Source organism: Bacillus sp. JZ34, from assembly GCF_053903205.1.
Genome location: NZ_CP096403.1, coordinates 2,434,567 through 2,450,366, shown reverse-complemented (window position 1 = coordinate 2,450,366; position 15,800 = coordinate 2,434,567). Strand labels below are relative to the sequence as shown.

The following is a 15,800-nucleotide window of genomic DNA, read 5'->3' as shown; positions in this document are numbered from 1 at the left end:
TGCCTTTCTTTGTTTTTAGCTTCTATATTTGCAATAAAGCTTGTTCCACGTTTGCCAAAATCTCGTCTGTTTTTGACAGGTTGCAATTGCTGAGCATAATCAGCAATTTTTTCTCGTTTATGTATCGGTTAATCGAGCTGATAAAACCGTGGATTTCTCCATCATGCCATATTTTATACTTGTTTTGATGATTAATAAACCATCCGTATCCGATCGAATTGTTTTGAATGAGTGCCGGAGAAGGGCCTTCGGCTGTAAAAGCCGGTTTTTTGACACAGCTGTAAAGCGCTTCTTTCAAAGCGCCTTTTGTGACAAGCTTTTCAGTGTAAAGCGCCCTGTCCCATAAGTACAAGTCTTCAACGGTTGAATACAGCCCGCTTTCCCCGTAGCCGTATACGATAGGCGCTTTGATCATTTCGCGATTCAGGCATAAGTATCCGACTGTGGGCGAAATATCTTCCGGGGAAGCGAAGAAACCGGAGTTTTTCATGCCTAAAGGGTCAAAGATCAATTCTTGAATGACATCTCCATAAGCTTCATTTGTGATTGTTTCAATGATTTTTGTGAGTAATATGTATCCTGAATTGCTGTAATTAAACCTTTGTCCCGGGCGAAATTCGAGCGGTTTGTCAATAAACCGGCCGATAAATTGGTCTAACGGTGCGCGCTCCAGCTCAATATCGAGCAATTCTTCCTCTAGAAAATCAGGAATTCCGGACGTATGGCTTAATAAATGTTTGATGGTAATGCTGTCGCCGTTCGGATAGCCTTCTAAATAGTTTTGTACCGGATCATCAGTACGAAGCAGCCCCTTTTCTTGCAGCTGCATGACCGCTATGGCTGTGAATTGCTTTGTCAGCGAAGCAATTTGGTAGCGTGTAGACGGTTTATTCTTCACTTTGTCCTTGCAATTAGCATAACCGTATCCTTTCGATAGCAGAATACCGTTTGAGTCTGCCAGCAAAATGCTGCCGTGAAAATGATTGTTGGATGCTTGTTCCATTAAATAATCATCAAGATGTTCCGCTGTATATACCAATAACAACAGTCCTTTCATATCTAATTATGAGGAGAAGGAAACGATAAACGATAGTTTTGAAAGGAAATGAAGCAGGAAGCGCGACAAAATAACATTATAAAAATTTTTTTGTATTTACCATCATTTACAGAATAATTTAAACTAAATTTAAAATATGGCAATTTCATGACATCCGTTAAAACGAGTGCTGTTTTGACGGTTGTTTTTTGTTTTAAAACGATTGAAATATAAGTCGGCAGTATCGAAAAGGGGAATAAAGTCGAGTGCGGCCTTAAACTAAGGTCTAAAGTTTGGTGTTTTTTTGTGAGAAAAAGGACTATATTAGTATTTTTTAATTTTAATTTAATTTTGAAGGGTTTTTCCTTTATTATCTATAATATGTTGTTTAACATAGTGAAAGAGATTTAAAATCATCGTTACTGTTATGAAGCGAAAAATAACGGGAGGTTAAAAAATGGGCCAAAAACATATCGCGATTTTTAATATTCCCGCTCACGGGCATATTAATCCGACGCTTGCTTTAACGGCAAGCCTTGTCAAACGCGGTTATCGGGTAACATATCCGGTAACGGATGAGTTTGTGAAAGCTGTTGAGGAAACTGGGGCAGAGCCGCTCAACTACCGCTCAACTTTAAATATCGATCCGCAGCAAATTCGGGAGCTGATGAAAAATAAAAAGGATATGACACAGGCTCCGATGATGTTTATGAAAGAAATGGAGGAGGTTCTTCCTCAGCTTGAAGCGCTTTATGAGAATGACAAGCCTGACCTCATCCTTTTTGACTTTATGGCCATGGCGGGAAAAATGCTGGCTGAGAAGTTTGGAATAGAGGCGGTTCGCCTTTGTTCTACATATGCACAGAACGAACATTTTTCATTCAAATCAATGTCTGAAGAGTTTAAGATCGAGCTCACGCCTGAGCAAGAAGCCGCTTTGAAAAATGCGAATCTTCCGTCATTTAATTTTGAAGAGATGTTCGAACCGGCAAAATTGAACATTGTATTTATGCCTCGTGCTTTTCAGCCTTACGGCGAAACGTTTGATGAACGGTTCTCTTTTGTCGGTCCTTCTCTAGCCAAACGCAAGTTTCAGGAAAAAGACACGCCGGTTATTTCGGACAGCGGCCGTCCTGTCATGCTGATTTCTTTAGGGACGGCGTTCAATGCCTGGCCGGAATTTTATCATATGTGCATCGAAGCATTCAGGGACACGAAGTGGCAGGTGATCATGGCTGTCGGCACGACAATCGATCCTGAAAGCTTTGACGACATACCTGATAACTTTTCGATTCATCAGCGCGTTCCCCAGCTGGAAATCCTGAAGAAAGCAGAGCTTTTCATCACCCATGGGGGTATGAACAGTACGATGGAAGGATTGAATGCCGGTGTACCGCTTGTTGCCGTCCCGCAAATGCCTGAACAGGAAATCACTGCCCGCCGCGTCGAAGAACTCGGGCTTGGCAAGCATTTGCAGCCGGAGGACACAACAGTTGCTTCATTGCGGGAAGCCGTCTCCCAGACGGACGGTAACCTGGATGTCCTGAAACGCGTAAAGGACATGCAAGAGCACATTAAACAAGCAGGAGGAGCCGAGAAAGCCGCAGATGAAATTGAGTCATTTTTAGCACCGGCAGGAGTGAAATAACCATATGAAGGAACCCGGGAAATCCCCGGGTTTTTTGTTGCAGCCGAAAGGAAGCGGGAAAAGTATACAGAGGCGCTTTTTGAACATACTACCTTCTATTAAATGTATTAAAAAGGAGGAAGTGATTTGTCAAATCAGGGCAATTTCAAAAAAACGATCTCTCTGCTTGACCTGATTTTGATCGGCATGGGAGCGATATTCGGCTCGGCTTGGCTGTTTGCCGTCAGCAATGTCGCTTCAAAAGCCGGGCCCGCGGGAAGCTTTTCGTGGATTATCGGCGGTGTCATTATCCTTTTAATCGGCCTCGTTTATGCCGAGCTGGGAGCTGCTTTGCCGCGGACGGGCGGGATTATCCGCTATCCGGTGTATACCCACGGCCACCTTGTCGGATACTTGATTTCATTTATCACGATCGTTGCCTATACAAGCCTGATTTCAATCGAAGTGACCGCTGTCAGGCAATACGTAGCTTATTGGTTTCCCGGTTTGACGATAAAAGGTTCTGAATCGCCGACGATTATCGGCTGGCTTTTGCAGTTTGTGCTGCTTTGTTTGTTCTTTTTACTCAATTATTGGAGTGTCAAAGCGTTTGCGAAATCAAATTTAATCATTTCGGTTTTTAAGTATTTTGTTCCTTTGACGATCATTGTCGTATTGATATTCCATTTTAAGTCGGCCAACTTTGCGGGAGAATTTGCCCCGTTTGGCTTTGACGGGGTGCAGGCGTCCATTTCGACCGGCGGGGTGATGTTTGCATACCTCGGTCTTCATCCGATCGTTTCGGTCGCTGGTGAAGTGAAAAATCCGCAGCGGAACATCCCGGTCGCTCTGCTGATTTGCATCATTGTTTCGGCTTGCATTTATACGATACTGCAAGTGGTGTTTATCGGAGCCATCCCGACTGATATGCTGAATGACGGCTGGAAAGCGATCGGCAAGGAATTTTCTCTTCCATTCAAAGACATCGCGGTGCTTCTTGGGATGGGCTGGCTTGCCACTCTTGTCGTTCTGGATGCGATCTTATCACCCGGCGGAAACGGCAATATTTTTATGAATACGACGTCGCGCTTGGTTTATGCATGGGCGCGGAACGGCACGTTGTTCAAAGTGTTTGCCAAGGTGAATAAATCGACGGGAATTCCGCGTCCGTCGTTGTGGCTGTCGTTCGCGCTCGCCGTTTTTTGGACGCTTCCTTTTCCGTCTTGGGACGCGCTCGTCAATGTTTGCTCTGTAGCCTTGATTCTTTCCTATGCGATTGCTCCGGTTTCAGCGGCAGCGCTGAATGTGAATGCCAAGCAGCTCAACAAGCCTCTGCAAATCAAGGGGATGGCTGTCATTGCTCCTGTCTCCTTCGTATTTGCGTCGTATATCGTCTATTGGTCAGGCTGGAACACCGTGTCATGGCTGCTCGGATCGCAGCTCGTGATGTTTGCCGTTTATTGCGCGTGTAAAAAATATGTTCCCCAAGACGATGTTTCGTTTGCACAGCAGCTTAAATCAAGCTGGTGGATTGTCGGTTATTATGTCATGCTCTTGATTTTGTCGTATCTCGGCTCATTCGGTAACGGCGTGGGCCTATTGAGGACGCCGGTCGATTTAATCTTGATCGCAGCAGGATCGATTGCGGTATTTTACTGGGCGAAATATACGGCCCTTCCAAAGGCAGTCATTGATTATGATGAGAAAAAAGAAGAAACCGTTTAAATAAGAATCCCCCGCGTATGGACTGCGGGGGATTCACGTTTTCATTACAGTTGCGGAAGATCTTTAGCTGTTTCGGCAGCTTTGGTATCAACTTGAATTTGTTGAGATAAATTGGCAGGATGGTAATAACCTTTTGACATCATATAGTTTGTGATCTGTTCATGAGTATCAATCGCGTCGTTTAAATACTGCTTAAGCGTTTCACGCACTTCTGGAGAAGATGTTTCTGTGATAGCAGTGGCAATGTTTTTGACACCGGTTTTCGCTGAGATTAAAAAGTCGGTCGCTATCACTTGTTCAGTCATCGCGCCCATTCCTGTCATGTTTTGGATGAATTCGTTCATACGGTTTCACCTCTCATTGACAGCAGTCCTTGCAAATGCTCGATCTGATGCTTTGTTTGGGAAGCATCACGTTCCAAGATGTCGCGAAGCTCTTGATCCTGCACCATTCCCGTCATTGTTGATGACTTAGTCAGGCAAAGGTTTTTAAACATTAACAGCTCATGCAGTTCCAATGTTTCATGAATCCCATTATTCAATTGCAAACATTCCTTTCAGATTTGTTATTGTGTGAAGGACACATCATTAGTATCAAGGTTCGTTAGCGGGATTATTCTGTTTGCTGTTTTACAATAAATTACATGTTGCTGTCAGGCTTTTCTGACGCGAAAGAATTTGGTCAAGAGCCAGGTTCCTTGCGGAAAACTGAGCGTGAGCTGCCAGACACCGCCGCCGCCAAGTCCGTATTCGATGATGAGTTGCAGTTTTTTTCCAATACTGCGTGCGTCTTCAAACCATATGATGTGCCTTCTGCCTTGTTCATCTGTGTATTGGAGAAAAGGGGACTCAGACTTTGTATCATATTGAATCGGTACCTGGTGCTTCATGGCGAGCTGAACGGCGCCTTGGTTGGCGATTCCCGGGTATACGGTACCAGGCTGATAGGGCAGCGTCCAGTTATAGCCGTAAAGCGGAAAGCCGAGAATGATTTTTTCTTTTGGAATATGGCGAAGGGCAAATTGAATCGTCTGCCGGACTTCATTGATCGGAGCGACGGGGCCGGGTTCGCTTGTTCCGTGGTGCCAGTCGTATGCCATGATAAAGACAAGGTCGCTCACTGCGCCGATTCCGCCATAGTCATACCCTTTCAGCCAGGCGATATTTTCATTTGTTTTCGGCGGAACGGCAACCGTCAACACATAACCGGAAGGCTTCAGCCGCTCTTTCAACAGGCGGAGAAAACCTGAAAATAAATCTCTGTCTTCCTCCACAATCTGTTCGAAATCAATATTGACGCCAGCATATCCTTTTCTGGAAATCGTTTGAACAATATTGTCGATGAGTCGGTTTCTTACGTCAGGCTGATTTAATACGCGGTGCGCAAGAGACGGACTAAAGCCTGTTTCTGTCAGATTGGTGACTGTCATGAGGGGAGGAACGCGCCGCCTCCAGGCCGTTTGTACCGCCGGTGAATCATTCAGCTCGCTTAACGATCCGTCGCTTGAAATATGGTATTCAAAAAATGCCAGATATGTGGCGTAGGGGGCAAAATTATGAATCAATTCCTGGTCTAAGCCGGGGTTTCTCAATGTGTAATATCCTAAAGCGGTGATCGGTTTTTTCGGCAATTCCGGAATGGTCACTTTCATCCCCGGCCTCATATTGGCAGGCGTTACAGACGGATTTGCTTTTTGCAATGCTTCGGCGGATACAAACGTCCGGCGGGCGATCGAATCATAATTGTCTCCCTGCTGAACCGTATATGTATAAAGCGGTATTAAAAGAGCCTGTCCGGGGACAATGTTTGTTTCGACCAACCCGTTTGCCAATCGGATCTGGTCAATCGAAATTCCGAACCTGGCACCGATGACAAATAATGAATCTCCCTGCTGAACCGTATAAATAAACAACGGGCACACTTCCTTTTGTTCCTCTGTATGTGACAGGGGTTTTATGCTATGTCTATGACCGGCGCTGAAGGATCATGCGCCGATTTTCTCAATCGGAATGGTGAATAGATCCGTGAAGCGGATAATTCTTGACTGATCGATCTAAAAAGTGTATTCTTCAAATAAAGGAGGTGATAAAGGCTTGGGAAGAAGCAAAGAATTCGATACCGCCCTCGTCCTTCATAAAGCAATGGAGGTTTTCGGCCAATTCGGCTATGAAGGCGCATCGATGCAAGAGCTGCTCAGCCGCCTGGGAATTGCCAGGCAAAGTCTGTACAATACATTCGGCACGAAACGGGATCTGTTTATTGCCGCTCTTACAAGATATCTTGATGATAAAAATGCTCAAGTAATCGCCAGGCTTGAAAGCCCCGGCTCAGTGAAGCAATCGGTTCGGCAGATCTTTCAGGAAAGCTTAAACGCTTTGAAAGACCCCGAGCGCTCAAAGGCATGCTATATCATCAACAGTGCAATTGAACAAATTCCCCGTGATCAAGAGGTTGCCGAATACTTTGATAAGCAGACAAAGCAACTGGAAACCGCCTTTTACAAAGCGCTTGTCCGGGCCGAGTCACAGGGGGAACTAAAGAAGGGAGGTCAAGATCTTTCAGCAGTTGCCCGTTTTTTAAATCAAACCCGGCTGTCGCTCACGTTTCAGGCGAAGTTAACGGGGGACTTTGACGCCCTTCAGGATTTGATCGATGTCAGCCTGTCTGTTCTTGATTAAAGAATTTTTTCGTCAAGGAAGATGGGCTGCCGCTCGTTTTTATCACTATTTTTGACCAAGTGGTCAAAAAAGAATGGGGGAAAGAAAATGGCGCATACGATAACCGATGTGATGGAACAATTTTTGCAGTCGATGCTCGAAAAGGATATGGAAAAGTGGATACAGCTTTGGGATCAAGACGCGGTGTTTGAGCATCCATATGCAACGCCAGGTTTTCCTAAAAAACTAGAAGGAAAGTCGGCGATTTACGAATATATAAAGGATTTTCCCGAAAAGATCGATATTGTCCGCTTCACAGTGCCCACTATTCATCAAATGGCAAATACGGGCTATGCAGCTGTCGAATTTGAATGTGAAGGCACGGTGTGCGAGACGGGGCTTCCTTATAACCAACAGTACATCAGCCTTGTAAACATGAAAGAGGGCAAAATTGTCCACTACAAAGATTATTGGAATCCTCTGACTGTCATCGAATCGTTCGGGGGACGGCTGCAGACTTTTTAATGACGTAACAAGGAGTGATAAAAGTGGAGAAAAAAATATTGATTACCGGCGGAACCGGCACGACTGGAAGCCGAATCGCCAAACGGCTTGTACGTTCGGGGGCCGGTGTCCGGATCGCAAGCCGGAGAATGCCTGCAATGGCCGGAACGGAACATGTGTATTTTGACTGGAATGATCAAAAAACTTACAGAGACGCATTAAAAAACACGAACTCATTGTATTTGGTTGCGCCTGTCGGTGTATTCGAACCGTCGCCGCTCGTTGTGCCGTTTTTGGAAATGGCAGCGGCATCCGGCGTCCGCCGCATTGTTCTGCTCAGCGCTGCCATTATTGATGAAGACGGACCCGTATTCGGGAAGCTTCATCACGCGGTAAGGCGATATGTTCCTGAATGGACGGTGCTAAAGCCTTCATATTTCATGCAGAATTTTGACCATCAGCATGGCGCTTCGATTCGGAAGAAAAATGAAATCGTCACGGCGTCAGGCAGCGGCAAAGTCGGGTTTATAGAGGCAGACGATATTGCTGAAGTGGCTGTGCGCGCATTGCTTGATCAAAAGCCGCATAATACGAGCCATATCTTGACCGGGCCGGAAGCCTTGAGTTATGCTGAAGCCGCGGCAATCATCGGCAGAGCGGCAGGCCGCGACGTCAGGCATGTCAATGTCGAAGTGCCCGCTTTGAGGGAAAGGTATATAAAAGCAGGATTATCTCCCGATTATGCCGGATTCATGTCGGAACTAGACGAGAAAATCAAGAATGGCAAAGAAAACCGCATCACAGATACAGTAGAACGCATCACGGGAAAAAAACCGCGTTCACTGGCTGATTTCGCCAATGAACACGCCGGACGCTGGCGTCTGCTTTAACCCGTTCCTGAGACTGAACGGTCTTTTCTCTTTATTTTTGACCATTCAGTCTAATTAGTAGAATGTTTCGTTGATTTCCCATGACTCAACTGTACAGTAGGCCAAGTGAGGGTCCATACCCATGCCCATTAAATAAGCCATTGCCGCTACTTCTTCCATGGCGTGGTGATAGGAAGTGGTTTGCGCTTCATTTAAACCGTAATGAACAAAAGGCGCAACTGTGCACAACGTCTTATGTTTCAAGTGCGGAAACAACGGACATTTGATGTGGTGCACGGCTGCTTCGGCGTGCTGATACTGGGGGATATGCATATGCTGTTCGGGAGCCGGTGTCTGCTGTAAATGTTCTACATTCTCCATTTCTTTTCGTCCTTTCTTGCGCGGATTTTCGTTGTATTCTATGTTCCGCTCATGCCCCGTGTGTTAGACGGCTGTCACGGTTTACCGGTTTTTTAGGCAAATCAACAGACAGAAAGGTCAAATACCGGTAGACTTTAAGCAGGATAAAAAAAGGAGGTATTTTTTATGGCTAGACATCATTTTTACCTTCAGGCAGACTGGCCTGGAAAACGTAACGACATCGGAAGGATTGAAAGCGGGAATTTAAAAACAGAAATTTCAATTCCAAAGGAAATGGACGGTCCGGGGGCAGGGACAAACCCTGACGAAATGCTGCTCGGCGCCGCTGCGACTTGCTATATCATCACGCTTGCAGCCATGATGGAAAGAAGCGGATTGGAAAAAGAGAGCCTGACGATGGAATCCGAGGCTGTTGTCGATGTGACAGGCGGGGTGTTTACGTACGAAAAAATCATTCACAGACCTCTGATCCGCCTTCCGAAAGAAGCGGCGGAAAAAGAGGTCCAACTTGCCGAAAGACTGGCTGAAAAGGCGGAGACATCCTGTATGATATCAAGGGCGGTTCAGGGCAATGTCGCCATTGAATTAGACCCCAAGATTGTCGTCTCCAAAGCGGATTAGATTTCGATCGTGAGCTGAGCCTTTTGGTCTGCGGCGTCAGCATGCTTTGAATTGAGCAAAAAGACGCCGCCGATGATCAATACAAGCCCAATAAGAGTTTTGAGATTGAATGGCTCCTGAAATATAAAATACCCGATCGCAGCTGTCAAAGCCGTCCCGGTGCCGGCCCAAGTCGCATAAGCCGCAGATAAAGGCAGTGTTTTTAATGAAAAGCTCAGAAACGTAAAAGAAGCCGCAAAACCGATCATGACACCGGCCGCGGGCAGGGGGGCGCTAAAGCCTTCTGACAGCTTCAGCATCGTGCTTCCGAATACTTCGGACAAAATGGCAGCCGCCAAAAAGATCATGCCTTTCATGACATTCTCCTCCTTATGACAGATTGATCAGGACAACGCCTGACACGAGACAAATAATGCCGGCGATATTTCGCCGGTTCAGCTTTTCTTGAAACCACAAGACGCCGATGATTGCAGTCAGTACGGTGCCCGCTCCGCTCCAAGTCGCATAGGAGAGGCTTAGCGGGATGACCTGCAATGTGAGCGACATCATGTAAAATGCGAGACCGTAGCCGATCACTACGAGAACCGACGGCCGCCAGCGCGCGAACCCGTCAGATATTTTCAGCATGGCGGCTGCCGCCGCTTCTGACAAGATGGCGATCATTAGAAAAATGTAGCCTGCAATCATATGAAATCCTCCTCTATCAATGTTATTCCATGATTCAAAAGGAGAGCTTTCTCTTCGTCAGCCAGCAGTTCCAATTGAAACAAAAGACTTTGACCATTTGCCAGCGCTCTTTTCACACAACTCACGCTGCGGTTTAAGACATGCTGCCGCAGCAAGGGCGCTTGTACAAAGTTAGTTTTCATTCGAATATCAAAAAACGCAGCCCATAAACGATCTTAAAGTGTTAAAGGTGTATTTCGCAATCGTCATGAGGCCGCTTCAAAGATTTCTTCTTTTTTAGACATAAAAAAAACCCGTATTACTAACCGGTTGGTAAAATCCATCTTAATTGATGCAAAAGTTCTAAGTCAAGAAAAAAGTTATGTAAAAAGGCCCCTGGAAGAGCCTTTATCTGTCAGAAAAAAGGATAGTAAGGATACGGCGGATACGGATATCCCCAAGGGCCGAGAAGCGCTCCGGCAGTAAGTCCGCCCAAAAAACCTCCGAAGAAGGGGCCCGGACCGAAAAACGGACGCGGGCCGAAAAACGGGCGCCCAAAAGGTCCGCCAAAGAAAGGTCTGCCGATGATGCGCTGGTTGTCGTCGCCATATACAGGAGCGTGCTCGAAATGATTCATAAAAAAATCCCTCCAATAATAAAATGAAACCTGACTAACATCACTGTATTCTGCCCAGCCGTTTTTGCTTGGGCGCCCGTCGTATTTTTTAGTGAAGCCGCCCTTAAAAAGGAGTGAATGAAACATGACGCTGTATCAGTCGGATTGGTCAAAAGCGCCTCCCCATGCCCACGCCTACAGGGCGAGAACATCGACTGCCAATGGCCATTACCACCTAATTGAAGGCTTTTCCCAGCCGGCAAACGGGAGCAATACAGATGGGCACGTTCATTTTTATTCCGGCATCACTTCTTTCGATAAGGGACATTATCACAGGTATTACGCGATTACGGGGCCCGCGATTCCGCGGGCGGACGGCACGCATTATCATGAAATCGGGGGCACGACCTATCTGGCATATTCTGCGGCTCCCCCGATCAGATTTGGCGGAGTCGTGTATGTAAGCGATGGAATAAAGGAGAGGCACCGGCATACTTTTAAAGGTTCCACTAGAGAAATTGTGGGGAATGAGCCGATAGGGTGGTGAGGGAATGTTTGGAAAGTAATGAAAACGGGTAAAATGAAATGGATGTTTTTGAACGTGAAATGGTATAATGGGAGGAGCTTGTTTAAAGAGAGTGATCAGCAGTGAATAAAACGAAACCGCCGGTCATCGTTTTGATCGGACCGACCGCTGTCGGTAAAACAAAATTAAGCGTGATGCTGGCCGAGCATTTGAATGCGGAAATTATCAGCGGAGATTCGATGCAGATTTACAAAAGAATGGATATCGGCACAGCAAAAATTAAAGAAGAAGAAATGAACGGGGTTCCGCATCACTTGATCGATATTAAAGAACCGACGGAATCTTTCTCGGTTGCTGAATATCAGGAGATCGTCAGACAAAAAATCGCAGAGATTGGCAGGCGAGGGAAGCTTCCGATGATTGTGGGGGGGACAGGGCTCTATATCCAGTCTGTCCTTTACGACTATTCATTCACAGAGGAAGCGGGCGACCCTGAGTTCCGAGCGGAGATGGAGGCGCTCTCTGACAAGAGAGGAGCCGAATATGTTCACTGTCTATTGAAAGAGCGCGATCCCGGAGCGGCAAAAGCCATTCATCCAAACAATAAACGAAGGGTCATCAGGGCGCTTGAAATTTTCCATACGACAGGAAAAACGATGTCTGAACATATGGAAGGACAGCGGAAAGAGCTTTTATACACCACGGCTCTCATCGGTTTGACGATGGAGCGGGAAGTGCTGTATGACAGGATCAACAGCCGCGTAGACCAGATGATGGATGAGGGGCTGCTGAATGAAGTGAAACAGCTTTATGATGAAAACATAAGAAATTGCCAGTCTGTTCAGGCCATCGGGTACAAAGAGCTTTATGCGCACCTTGAAGGCAGAGCGTCCTTGGAAGAGGCGGTTGAGACGTTGAAGCGGAATTCGAGACGCTACGCCAAAAGACAGCTGACATGGTTCAGAAATCAAATGGATGTCGCCTGGTATGACATGACGCCCCCTGTCAATATCGAGCAGAAAAAACAGGAAATTTTCACTTACATAGCAGGAAAGCTCGAACTTTAATCGAAACAGTATGGTATAGAGAAACAAGGAGGACCAGAAACATGAAATCGATAAATATTCAAGATCAGTTTTTGAATCAGATTCGGAAAGAAAGTACATTTGTCACGGTCTTTTTACTGAATGGATTTCAGCTGCGCGGACAAGTAAAAGGATTTGACAACTTTACAGTGTTGATTGAATCGGAAGGAAAGCAGCAGCTTATATACAAACATGCCATTTCCACATTTGCACCGCAAAAAAACGTTCAACTCGAACTCGAATAGCGATTTACGGCTAAAAGACCATGCCTGGCATGGTCTTTTCAGATTGCCTGACAAAATCCTGAAACAGTTTACTGTTTTGGGATTTTGTCGTTTTCGAGGCGACTTTACAATCAACTGCGGCCGTTGCCGGTCCGAGCAGGAGTCTGGGAATAAAAGGAACGGCGACCAATTGCCTGACATCCTGTCTAAAACGCCGCCGTCATCACGTCCTGTGAAAGACCGAGGCATTCAAATTTACAAAGCGGCATCTAATCGCTAAACTAAGTAGTGTTTACATCAATTCAGTTTGAAAATGAAAAGGAATGAGCGAACAATGAAACCTAAGATCGTCATCAACCATTGGGAAGAGACGTGTGAAGATGATTCCTGCTATGAATACGGCACAAGTATTCTCGTCAATGGAAAAGAACTTGTCAGGGAAGCGTCGATCATGACGGCTGTTCAGTCGGTTCTTAAGGAACTCGGCATCGAAGCCGATATTAAAGAGGTATGCGAGAACAAGTGCTGTGACACTTACAAAAAATAAGCGAAAAAGTCTAGTCTACTAACTCAATTTTTTTCGTGTTATGATAGATTTCGGTTTGTGAGTAGGATGAGCGAACGGCTCTCATTCTACTCATATTTCTTTGGCCTTAGGCCTCCTAAGCTGAAGCAAATTGTGAACTTTCATCAACCTGAGCACAATATATTGTGTTTTCTTGAATGATAGTATACTATATATTGTGTAAGGTTCGAGTTGAAAGACTCGGAAACAATTTTACTAGGTCGTGATAATGATGATTCAGATCGTATTTGATTCAAAAACGGGAAACGTTCAGCGCTTTGTGGATAAGACGCCTTTTCGCAATAAACGGAAAGTCAGCACAGAGGAGTATCTAGACGAACCGTTTGTTTTGATCACGTACACGACAGGGTTTGGGGAAGTTCCGAAAACGACTGAGATGTTTCTTGAGAAAAACGCCCATCTTCTTTTGGGAGTTGCGGCAAGCGGAAACAGAGTGTGGGGAGACAATTTTGCGAAAAGCGCAGAAAAAATCTCGAAGCAGTATCAGGTTCCGATTCTCGGCAAATTTGAGCTCAGCGGGACGGCCAAAGACGTTGAACTGTTTACTCAGGAGGTAGAAAGAATTGTCACAAAATCAAGTGCCAAAATGGATCCAGTTAAACAATGAGATCATGATCCAAAAAGACGGGAAATTCCAGTTTGATAAAGATAAAGAAGCTGTACATAGTTATTTTGTAGACTATATCAACCAAAATACGGTATTTTTCCATGATCTGAAAGAGAAAATCGATTACTTAATCAAGAATGACTACTATGAAGAAGAGTTTTTAAGCCGCTACACGTTCGAAGAAATCAAGGAAGTGTTCAAAGAGGCTTACGCTAAAAAATTCAGATTCCCGTCCTTTATGAGCGCTTTTAAGTTTTACAATGACTATGCGCTGAAGACAAACGACAAGAAAAAAATTCTTGAACGCTATGAAGACAGAATCTCTATCGTAGCTTTATTTTTTGCAAACGGGGATAAGGAGAAGGCGAAGGAATTCGTCAGAATGATGATCAACCAGGAGTATCAGCCGAGCACGCCGACGTTCTTAAATGCCGGCCGCAAACGCCGCGGAGAGCTGGTCAGCTGCTTCCTCTTGGAAGTCAATGATTCCTTGAACGACATCTCGAGAGCGATTGATATTTCAATGCAGCTGTCAAAGCTAGGCGGAGGCGTATCGTTGAACCTTTCAAAACTGCGTGCGAAAGGCGAAGCGATCAAAGATGTCGAAAACGCGACAAAAGGCGTTGTCGGCGTGATGAAGCTTCTTGACAACGCATTCCGTTACGCTGATCAGATGGGACAAAGACAAGGCTCAGGGGCTGCATACTTAAACATTTTCCACCGCGACATCAACGATTTCCTCGATACGAAGAAGATTTCCGCTGATGAGGATGTCCGGGTGAAAACATTGTCCATCGGAGTCGTCATTCCAGATAAATTCATCGAGCTTGCAAGAGAGGATAAAGCGGCATACGTATTCTATCCGCACACCGTTTATAAAGCGTACGGCGAGCACCTCGATGAAATGGACATGAACGAGATGTACGACCGGCTTGTGGAAGATCCGCGCGTCAAAAAAGAAAAAATCCACCCGCGCAAGATGCTCGAAAAGCTTGCGATGTTAAGATCGGAATCAGGATATCCGTACATTATGTTCCAGGACAATGTCAACAACGCGCATGCGAACAATCATATTTCCAAGGTTAAATTTTCCAACCTTTGCTCAGAGGTTCTTCAGGCTTCACAGGTTTCTTCATACACAGACTACGGTCAAGAAGATGAGATCGGCCTTGACATCTCCTGCAACCTTGGTTCATTGAACATATTGAACGTCATGAAAAACAAATCGCTTGAGCAGACGGTTAAGCTTGCAACCGATTCGCTGACGCACGTTTCTGAAACGACGAACATTACAAACGCACCGGCGGTCAAAAAAGCGAACAAAGCGATGAAATCCATCGGCCTTGGAGCGATGAACCTGCACGGATTCCTGGCACAGAACAATATCGCCTACGAAAGTGAGGAAGCGAGGGACTTCGCGAACACTTTCTTTATGATGATGAACTTTTACTCGATTGAACGGTCTGCCGAAATCGCCAAAGAAAAAGGTGAGACGTACCATAACTACGAAGGTTCGGCTTACGCAACGGGTGAATACTTCGAAAAGTATGTTACACAAGATTTCTCGCCTAAATTCGAAAAAGTGGCCAAGCTTTTTGAAGGCATGCACATCCCGACAAAAGAAGACTGGGAACAGCTGAAACAGTTTGTCAAAGAACACGGATTGTACCACAGCTACAGACTGTGCATCGCACCGACCGGGTCCATTTCATATGTACAGTCAAGCACGGCATCAGTCATGCCGATCATGGAGCGGATTGAAGAAAGAACTTACGGCAACTCCAAGACGTACTATCCGATGCCTGGACTTGCGCCGAGCAACTGGTTCTACTATAAAGAAGCGTATGATATGGACATGTTCAGAGTTGTCGACATGATCTCGACGATTCAGCAGCACGTTGACCAAGGCATAAGCTTTACATTGTTCCTGAAAGATACAATGACGACACGCGATCTGAACCGGATCGATCTTTATGCCCACCATAAAGGAATCAAAACACTTTACTATGCAAGAACGAAGGATACAGGGCAAGAAGGCTGCCTTTCTTGTGTCGTTTGATTAAAGGAGAG

Annotated in this window: 20 protein-coding genes; 12 read left to right on the top strand and 8 right to left on the bottom strand. The window is 45.6% G+C overall.

What is annotated here, in order from left to right:
• Positions 1-22 precede the first annotated feature (22 nt).
• The gene (locus M1D90_RS12360) at positions 23-1,039 is read right to left on the bottom strand and encodes a serine hydrolase domain-containing protein (RefSeq protein WP_456282802.1); all 1,017 of its coding nucleotides are present in this window, start codon (positions 1,037-1,039) and stop codon (positions 23-25) included.
• 454 nt (positions 1,040-1,493) lie between these two features.
• Between M1D90_RS12360 and yjiC the strand changes: the two genes are divergently transcribed.
• Both yjiC and M1D90_RS12350 read left to right on the top strand, forming a co-directional pair.
• Positions 1,494-2,684 carry a UDP-glycosyltransferase YjiC gene (gene yjiC, locus M1D90_RS12355; RefSeq protein ID WP_020451485.1) on the top strand — a complete coding sequence of 397 codons (1,191 nt, stop codon included), beginning with the start codon at positions 1,494-1,496 and terminating at the stop codon, positions 2,682-2,684.
• Between the two features lie 126 nt (positions 2,685-2,810).
• On the top strand, positions 2,811-4,388 hold the full coding sequence (locus M1D90_RS12350) for an APC family permease (protein WP_020451486.1): 1,578 nt from the start codon (positions 2,811-2,813) through the stop codon (positions 4,386-4,388).
• A gap of 44 nt (positions 4,389-4,432) precedes the next feature.
• On the opposite strand, the gene M1D90_RS12345 is transcribed toward M1D90_RS12350, so the two are convergent.
• The 3 genes from M1D90_RS12345 to M1D90_RS12335 all read right to left on the bottom strand — a co-directional run bounded on the left by M1D90_RS12345 (position 4,433) and on the right by M1D90_RS12335 (position 6,300).
• A complete protein-coding gene (locus M1D90_RS12345) occupies positions 4,433-4,732 on the bottom strand; it encodes a spore coat protein (RefSeq protein WP_020451487.1) in 300 nt (99 codons plus the stop codon).
• The gene (locus tag M1D90_RS12340) at positions 4,729-4,929 is read right to left on the bottom strand and encodes a spore coat protein (protein ID WP_023857660.1); all 201 of its coding nucleotides are present in this window, start codon (positions 4,927-4,929) and stop codon (positions 4,729-4,731) included. Before M1D90_RS12340 ends, M1D90_RS12345 begins: the two co-directional genes overlap by 4 nt.
• 111 nt (positions 4,930-5,040) lie before the next feature.
• Positions 5,041-6,300 (bottom strand): glycosyl hydrolase family 18 protein, encoded by a 1,260-nt coding sequence (locus M1D90_RS12335; RefSeq protein WP_186440050.1) that lies wholly within the window; start codon positions 6,298-6,300, stop codon positions 5,041-5,043.
• A gap of 181 nt (positions 6,301-6,481) precedes the next feature.
• Here M1D90_RS12335 and M1D90_RS12330 point away from each other — a divergent pair, with 181 nt between their 5' ends.
• From M1D90_RS12330 to M1D90_RS12320, 3 genes are all read left to right on the top strand, one after another.
• Positions 6,482-7,066, top strand: a complete 585-nt coding sequence (locus M1D90_RS12330) for a TetR/AcrR family transcriptional regulator (RefSeq protein ID WP_020451490.1) — start codon at positions 6,482-6,484, stop codon at positions 7,064-7,066.
• Positions 7,067-7,153: 87 nt separating this feature from the next.
• Positions 7,154-7,570 carry a nuclear transport factor 2 family protein gene (locus M1D90_RS12325; RefSeq protein ID WP_456282801.1) on the top strand — a complete coding sequence of 139 codons (417 nt, stop codon included), beginning with the start codon at positions 7,154-7,156 and terminating at the stop codon, positions 7,568-7,570.
• Between the two features lie 17 nt (positions 7,571-7,587).
• The gene (locus M1D90_RS12320; protein ID WP_456283501.1) at positions 7,588-8,439 is read left to right on the top strand and encodes an NmrA family NAD(P)-binding protein; all 852 of its coding nucleotides are present in this window, start codon (positions 7,588-7,590) and stop codon (positions 8,437-8,439) included.
• A 54-nt stretch (positions 8,440-8,493) separates the two neighbouring features.
• On the opposite strand, the gene M1D90_RS12315 is transcribed toward M1D90_RS12320, so the two are convergent.
• A complete protein-coding gene (locus M1D90_RS12315) occupies positions 8,494-8,799 on the bottom strand; it encodes a hypothetical protein (protein WP_020451493.1) in 306 nt (101 codons plus the stop codon).
• Between the two features lie 165 nt (positions 8,800-8,964).
• Here M1D90_RS12315 and M1D90_RS12310 point away from each other — a divergent pair, with 165 nt between their 5' ends.
• Positions 8,965-9,420, top strand: coding sequence for an OsmC family protein (locus M1D90_RS12310; protein WP_023857657.1), 456 nt, complete (start codon positions 8,965-8,967; stop codon positions 9,418-9,420).
• On the opposite strand, the gene erbB is transcribed toward M1D90_RS12310, so the two are convergent.
• The 3 genes from erbB to M1D90_RS12295 all read right to left on the bottom strand — a co-directional run bounded on the left by erbB (position 9,417) and on the right by M1D90_RS12295 (position 10,723).
• The gene (erbB, locus tag M1D90_RS12305) at positions 9,417-9,776 is read right to left on the bottom strand and encodes an SMR family multidrug efflux transporter EbrB (protein WP_026579703.1); all 360 of its coding nucleotides are present in this window, start codon (positions 9,774-9,776) and stop codon (positions 9,417-9,419) included. The two genes, M1D90_RS12310 and erbB, sit on opposite strands and share 4 nt — an antisense overlap.
• A gap of 13 nt (positions 9,777-9,789) precedes the next feature.
• The gene (gene erbA, locus M1D90_RS12300) at positions 9,790-10,107 is read right to left on the bottom strand and encodes an SMR family multidrug efflux transporter EbrA (protein WP_023857655.1); all 318 of its coding nucleotides are present in this window, start codon (positions 10,105-10,107) and stop codon (positions 9,790-9,792) included.
• Between the two features lie 394 nt (positions 10,108-10,501).
• Positions 10,502-10,723, bottom strand: coding sequence for a hypothetical protein (locus M1D90_RS12295; protein ID WP_020451497.1), 222 nt, complete (start codon positions 10,721-10,723; stop codon positions 10,502-10,504).
• A gap of 124 nt (positions 10,724-10,847) precedes the next feature.
• Here M1D90_RS12295 and M1D90_RS12290 point away from each other — a divergent pair, with 124 nt between their 5' ends.
• The 6 genes from M1D90_RS12290 (at position 10,848) to nrdE (ending at position 15,789) form a co-directional block, all read left to right on the top strand.
• The gene (locus M1D90_RS12290) at positions 10,848-11,249 is read left to right on the top strand and encodes a YmaF family protein (RefSeq protein WP_020451498.1); all 402 of its coding nucleotides are present in this window, start codon (positions 10,848-10,850) and stop codon (positions 11,247-11,249) included.
• A gap of 101 nt (positions 11,250-11,350) precedes the next feature.
• On the top strand, positions 11,351-12,295 hold the full coding sequence (gene miaA / locus M1D90_RS12285) for a tRNA (adenosine(37)-N6)-dimethylallyltransferase MiaA (RefSeq protein ID WP_020451499.1): 945 nt from the start codon (positions 11,351-11,353) through the stop codon (positions 12,293-12,295).
• A 41-nt stretch (positions 12,296-12,336) separates the two neighbouring features.
• On the top strand, positions 12,337-12,558 hold the full coding sequence (gene hfq / locus M1D90_RS12280; protein ID WP_020451500.1) for an RNA chaperone Hfq: 222 nt from the start codon (positions 12,337-12,339) through the stop codon (positions 12,556-12,558).
• 313 nt (positions 12,559-12,871) lie between these two features.
• Positions 12,872-13,084, top strand: coding sequence for a hypothetical protein (locus M1D90_RS12275; RefSeq protein WP_020451502.1), 213 nt, complete (start codon positions 12,872-12,874; stop codon positions 13,082-13,084).
• A 250-nt stretch (positions 13,085-13,334) separates the two neighbouring features.
• Positions 13,335-13,730 (top strand): class Ib ribonucleoside-diphosphate reductase assembly flavoprotein NrdI, encoded by a 396-nt coding sequence (gene nrdI / locus M1D90_RS12270; RefSeq protein ID WP_020451503.1) that lies wholly within the window; start codon positions 13,335-13,337, stop codon positions 13,728-13,730.
• Positions 13,687-15,789, top strand: coding sequence for a class 1b ribonucleoside-diphosphate reductase subunit alpha (gene nrdE, locus M1D90_RS12265; RefSeq protein WP_020451504.1), 2,103 nt, complete (start codon positions 13,687-13,689; stop codon positions 15,787-15,789). Before nrdI ends, nrdE begins: the two co-directional genes overlap by 44 nt.
• The last annotated feature ends 11 nt before the right edge of the window (positions 15,790-15,800 follow it).

Excerpts from the sequence above, each read along its gene's own strand:
- yjiC (WP_020451485.1), top strand. The coding sequence starts at position 1,494 with ATGGGCCAAAAACATATCGCGATTTTTAATATTCCCGCTCACGGGCAT.
- M1D90_RS12290 (WP_020451498.1), top strand. The coding sequence starts at position 10,848 with ATGACGCTGTATCAGTCGGATTGGTCAAAAGCGCCTCCCCATGCCCAC.
- erbA (WP_023857655.1), bottom strand. The coding sequence starts at position 10,107 with ATGATTGCAGGCTACATTTTTCTAATGATCGCCATCTTGTCAGAAGCG.
- hfq (WP_020451500.1), top strand. The coding sequence starts at position 12,337 with ATGAAATCGATAAATATTCAAGATCAGTTTTTGAATCAGATTCGGAAA.
- M1D90_RS12345 (WP_020451487.1), bottom strand. The coding sequence starts at position 4,732 with ATGAACGAATTCATCCAAAACATGACAGGAATGGGCGCGATGACTGAA.
- M1D90_RS12310 (WP_023857657.1), top strand. The coding sequence starts at position 8,965 with ATGGCTAGACATCATTTTTACCTTCAGGCAGACTGGCCTGGAAAACGT.
- erbB (WP_026579703.1), bottom strand. The coding sequence starts at position 9,776 with ATGAAAGGCATGATCTTTTTGGCGGCTGCCATTTTGTCCGAAGTATTC.
- M1D90_RS12315 (WP_020451493.1), bottom strand. The coding sequence starts at position 8,799 with ATGGAGAATGTAGAACATTTACAGCAGACACCGGCTCCCGAACAGCAT.
- M1D90_RS12325 (WP_456282801.1), top strand. The coding sequence starts at position 7,154 with ATGGCGCATACGATAACCGATGTGATGGAACAATTTTTGCAGTCGATG.
- nrdI (WP_020451503.1), top strand. The coding sequence starts at position 13,335 with ATGATTCAGATCGTATTTGATTCAAAAACGGGAAACGTTCAGCGCTTT.
- M1D90_RS12295 (WP_020451497.1), bottom strand. The coding sequence starts at position 10,723 with ATGAATCATTTCGAGCACGCTCCTGTATATGGCGACGACAACCAGCGC.
- M1D90_RS12275 (WP_020451502.1), top strand. The coding sequence starts at position 12,872 with ATGAAACCTAAGATCGTCATCAACCATTGGGAAGAGACGTGTGAAGAT.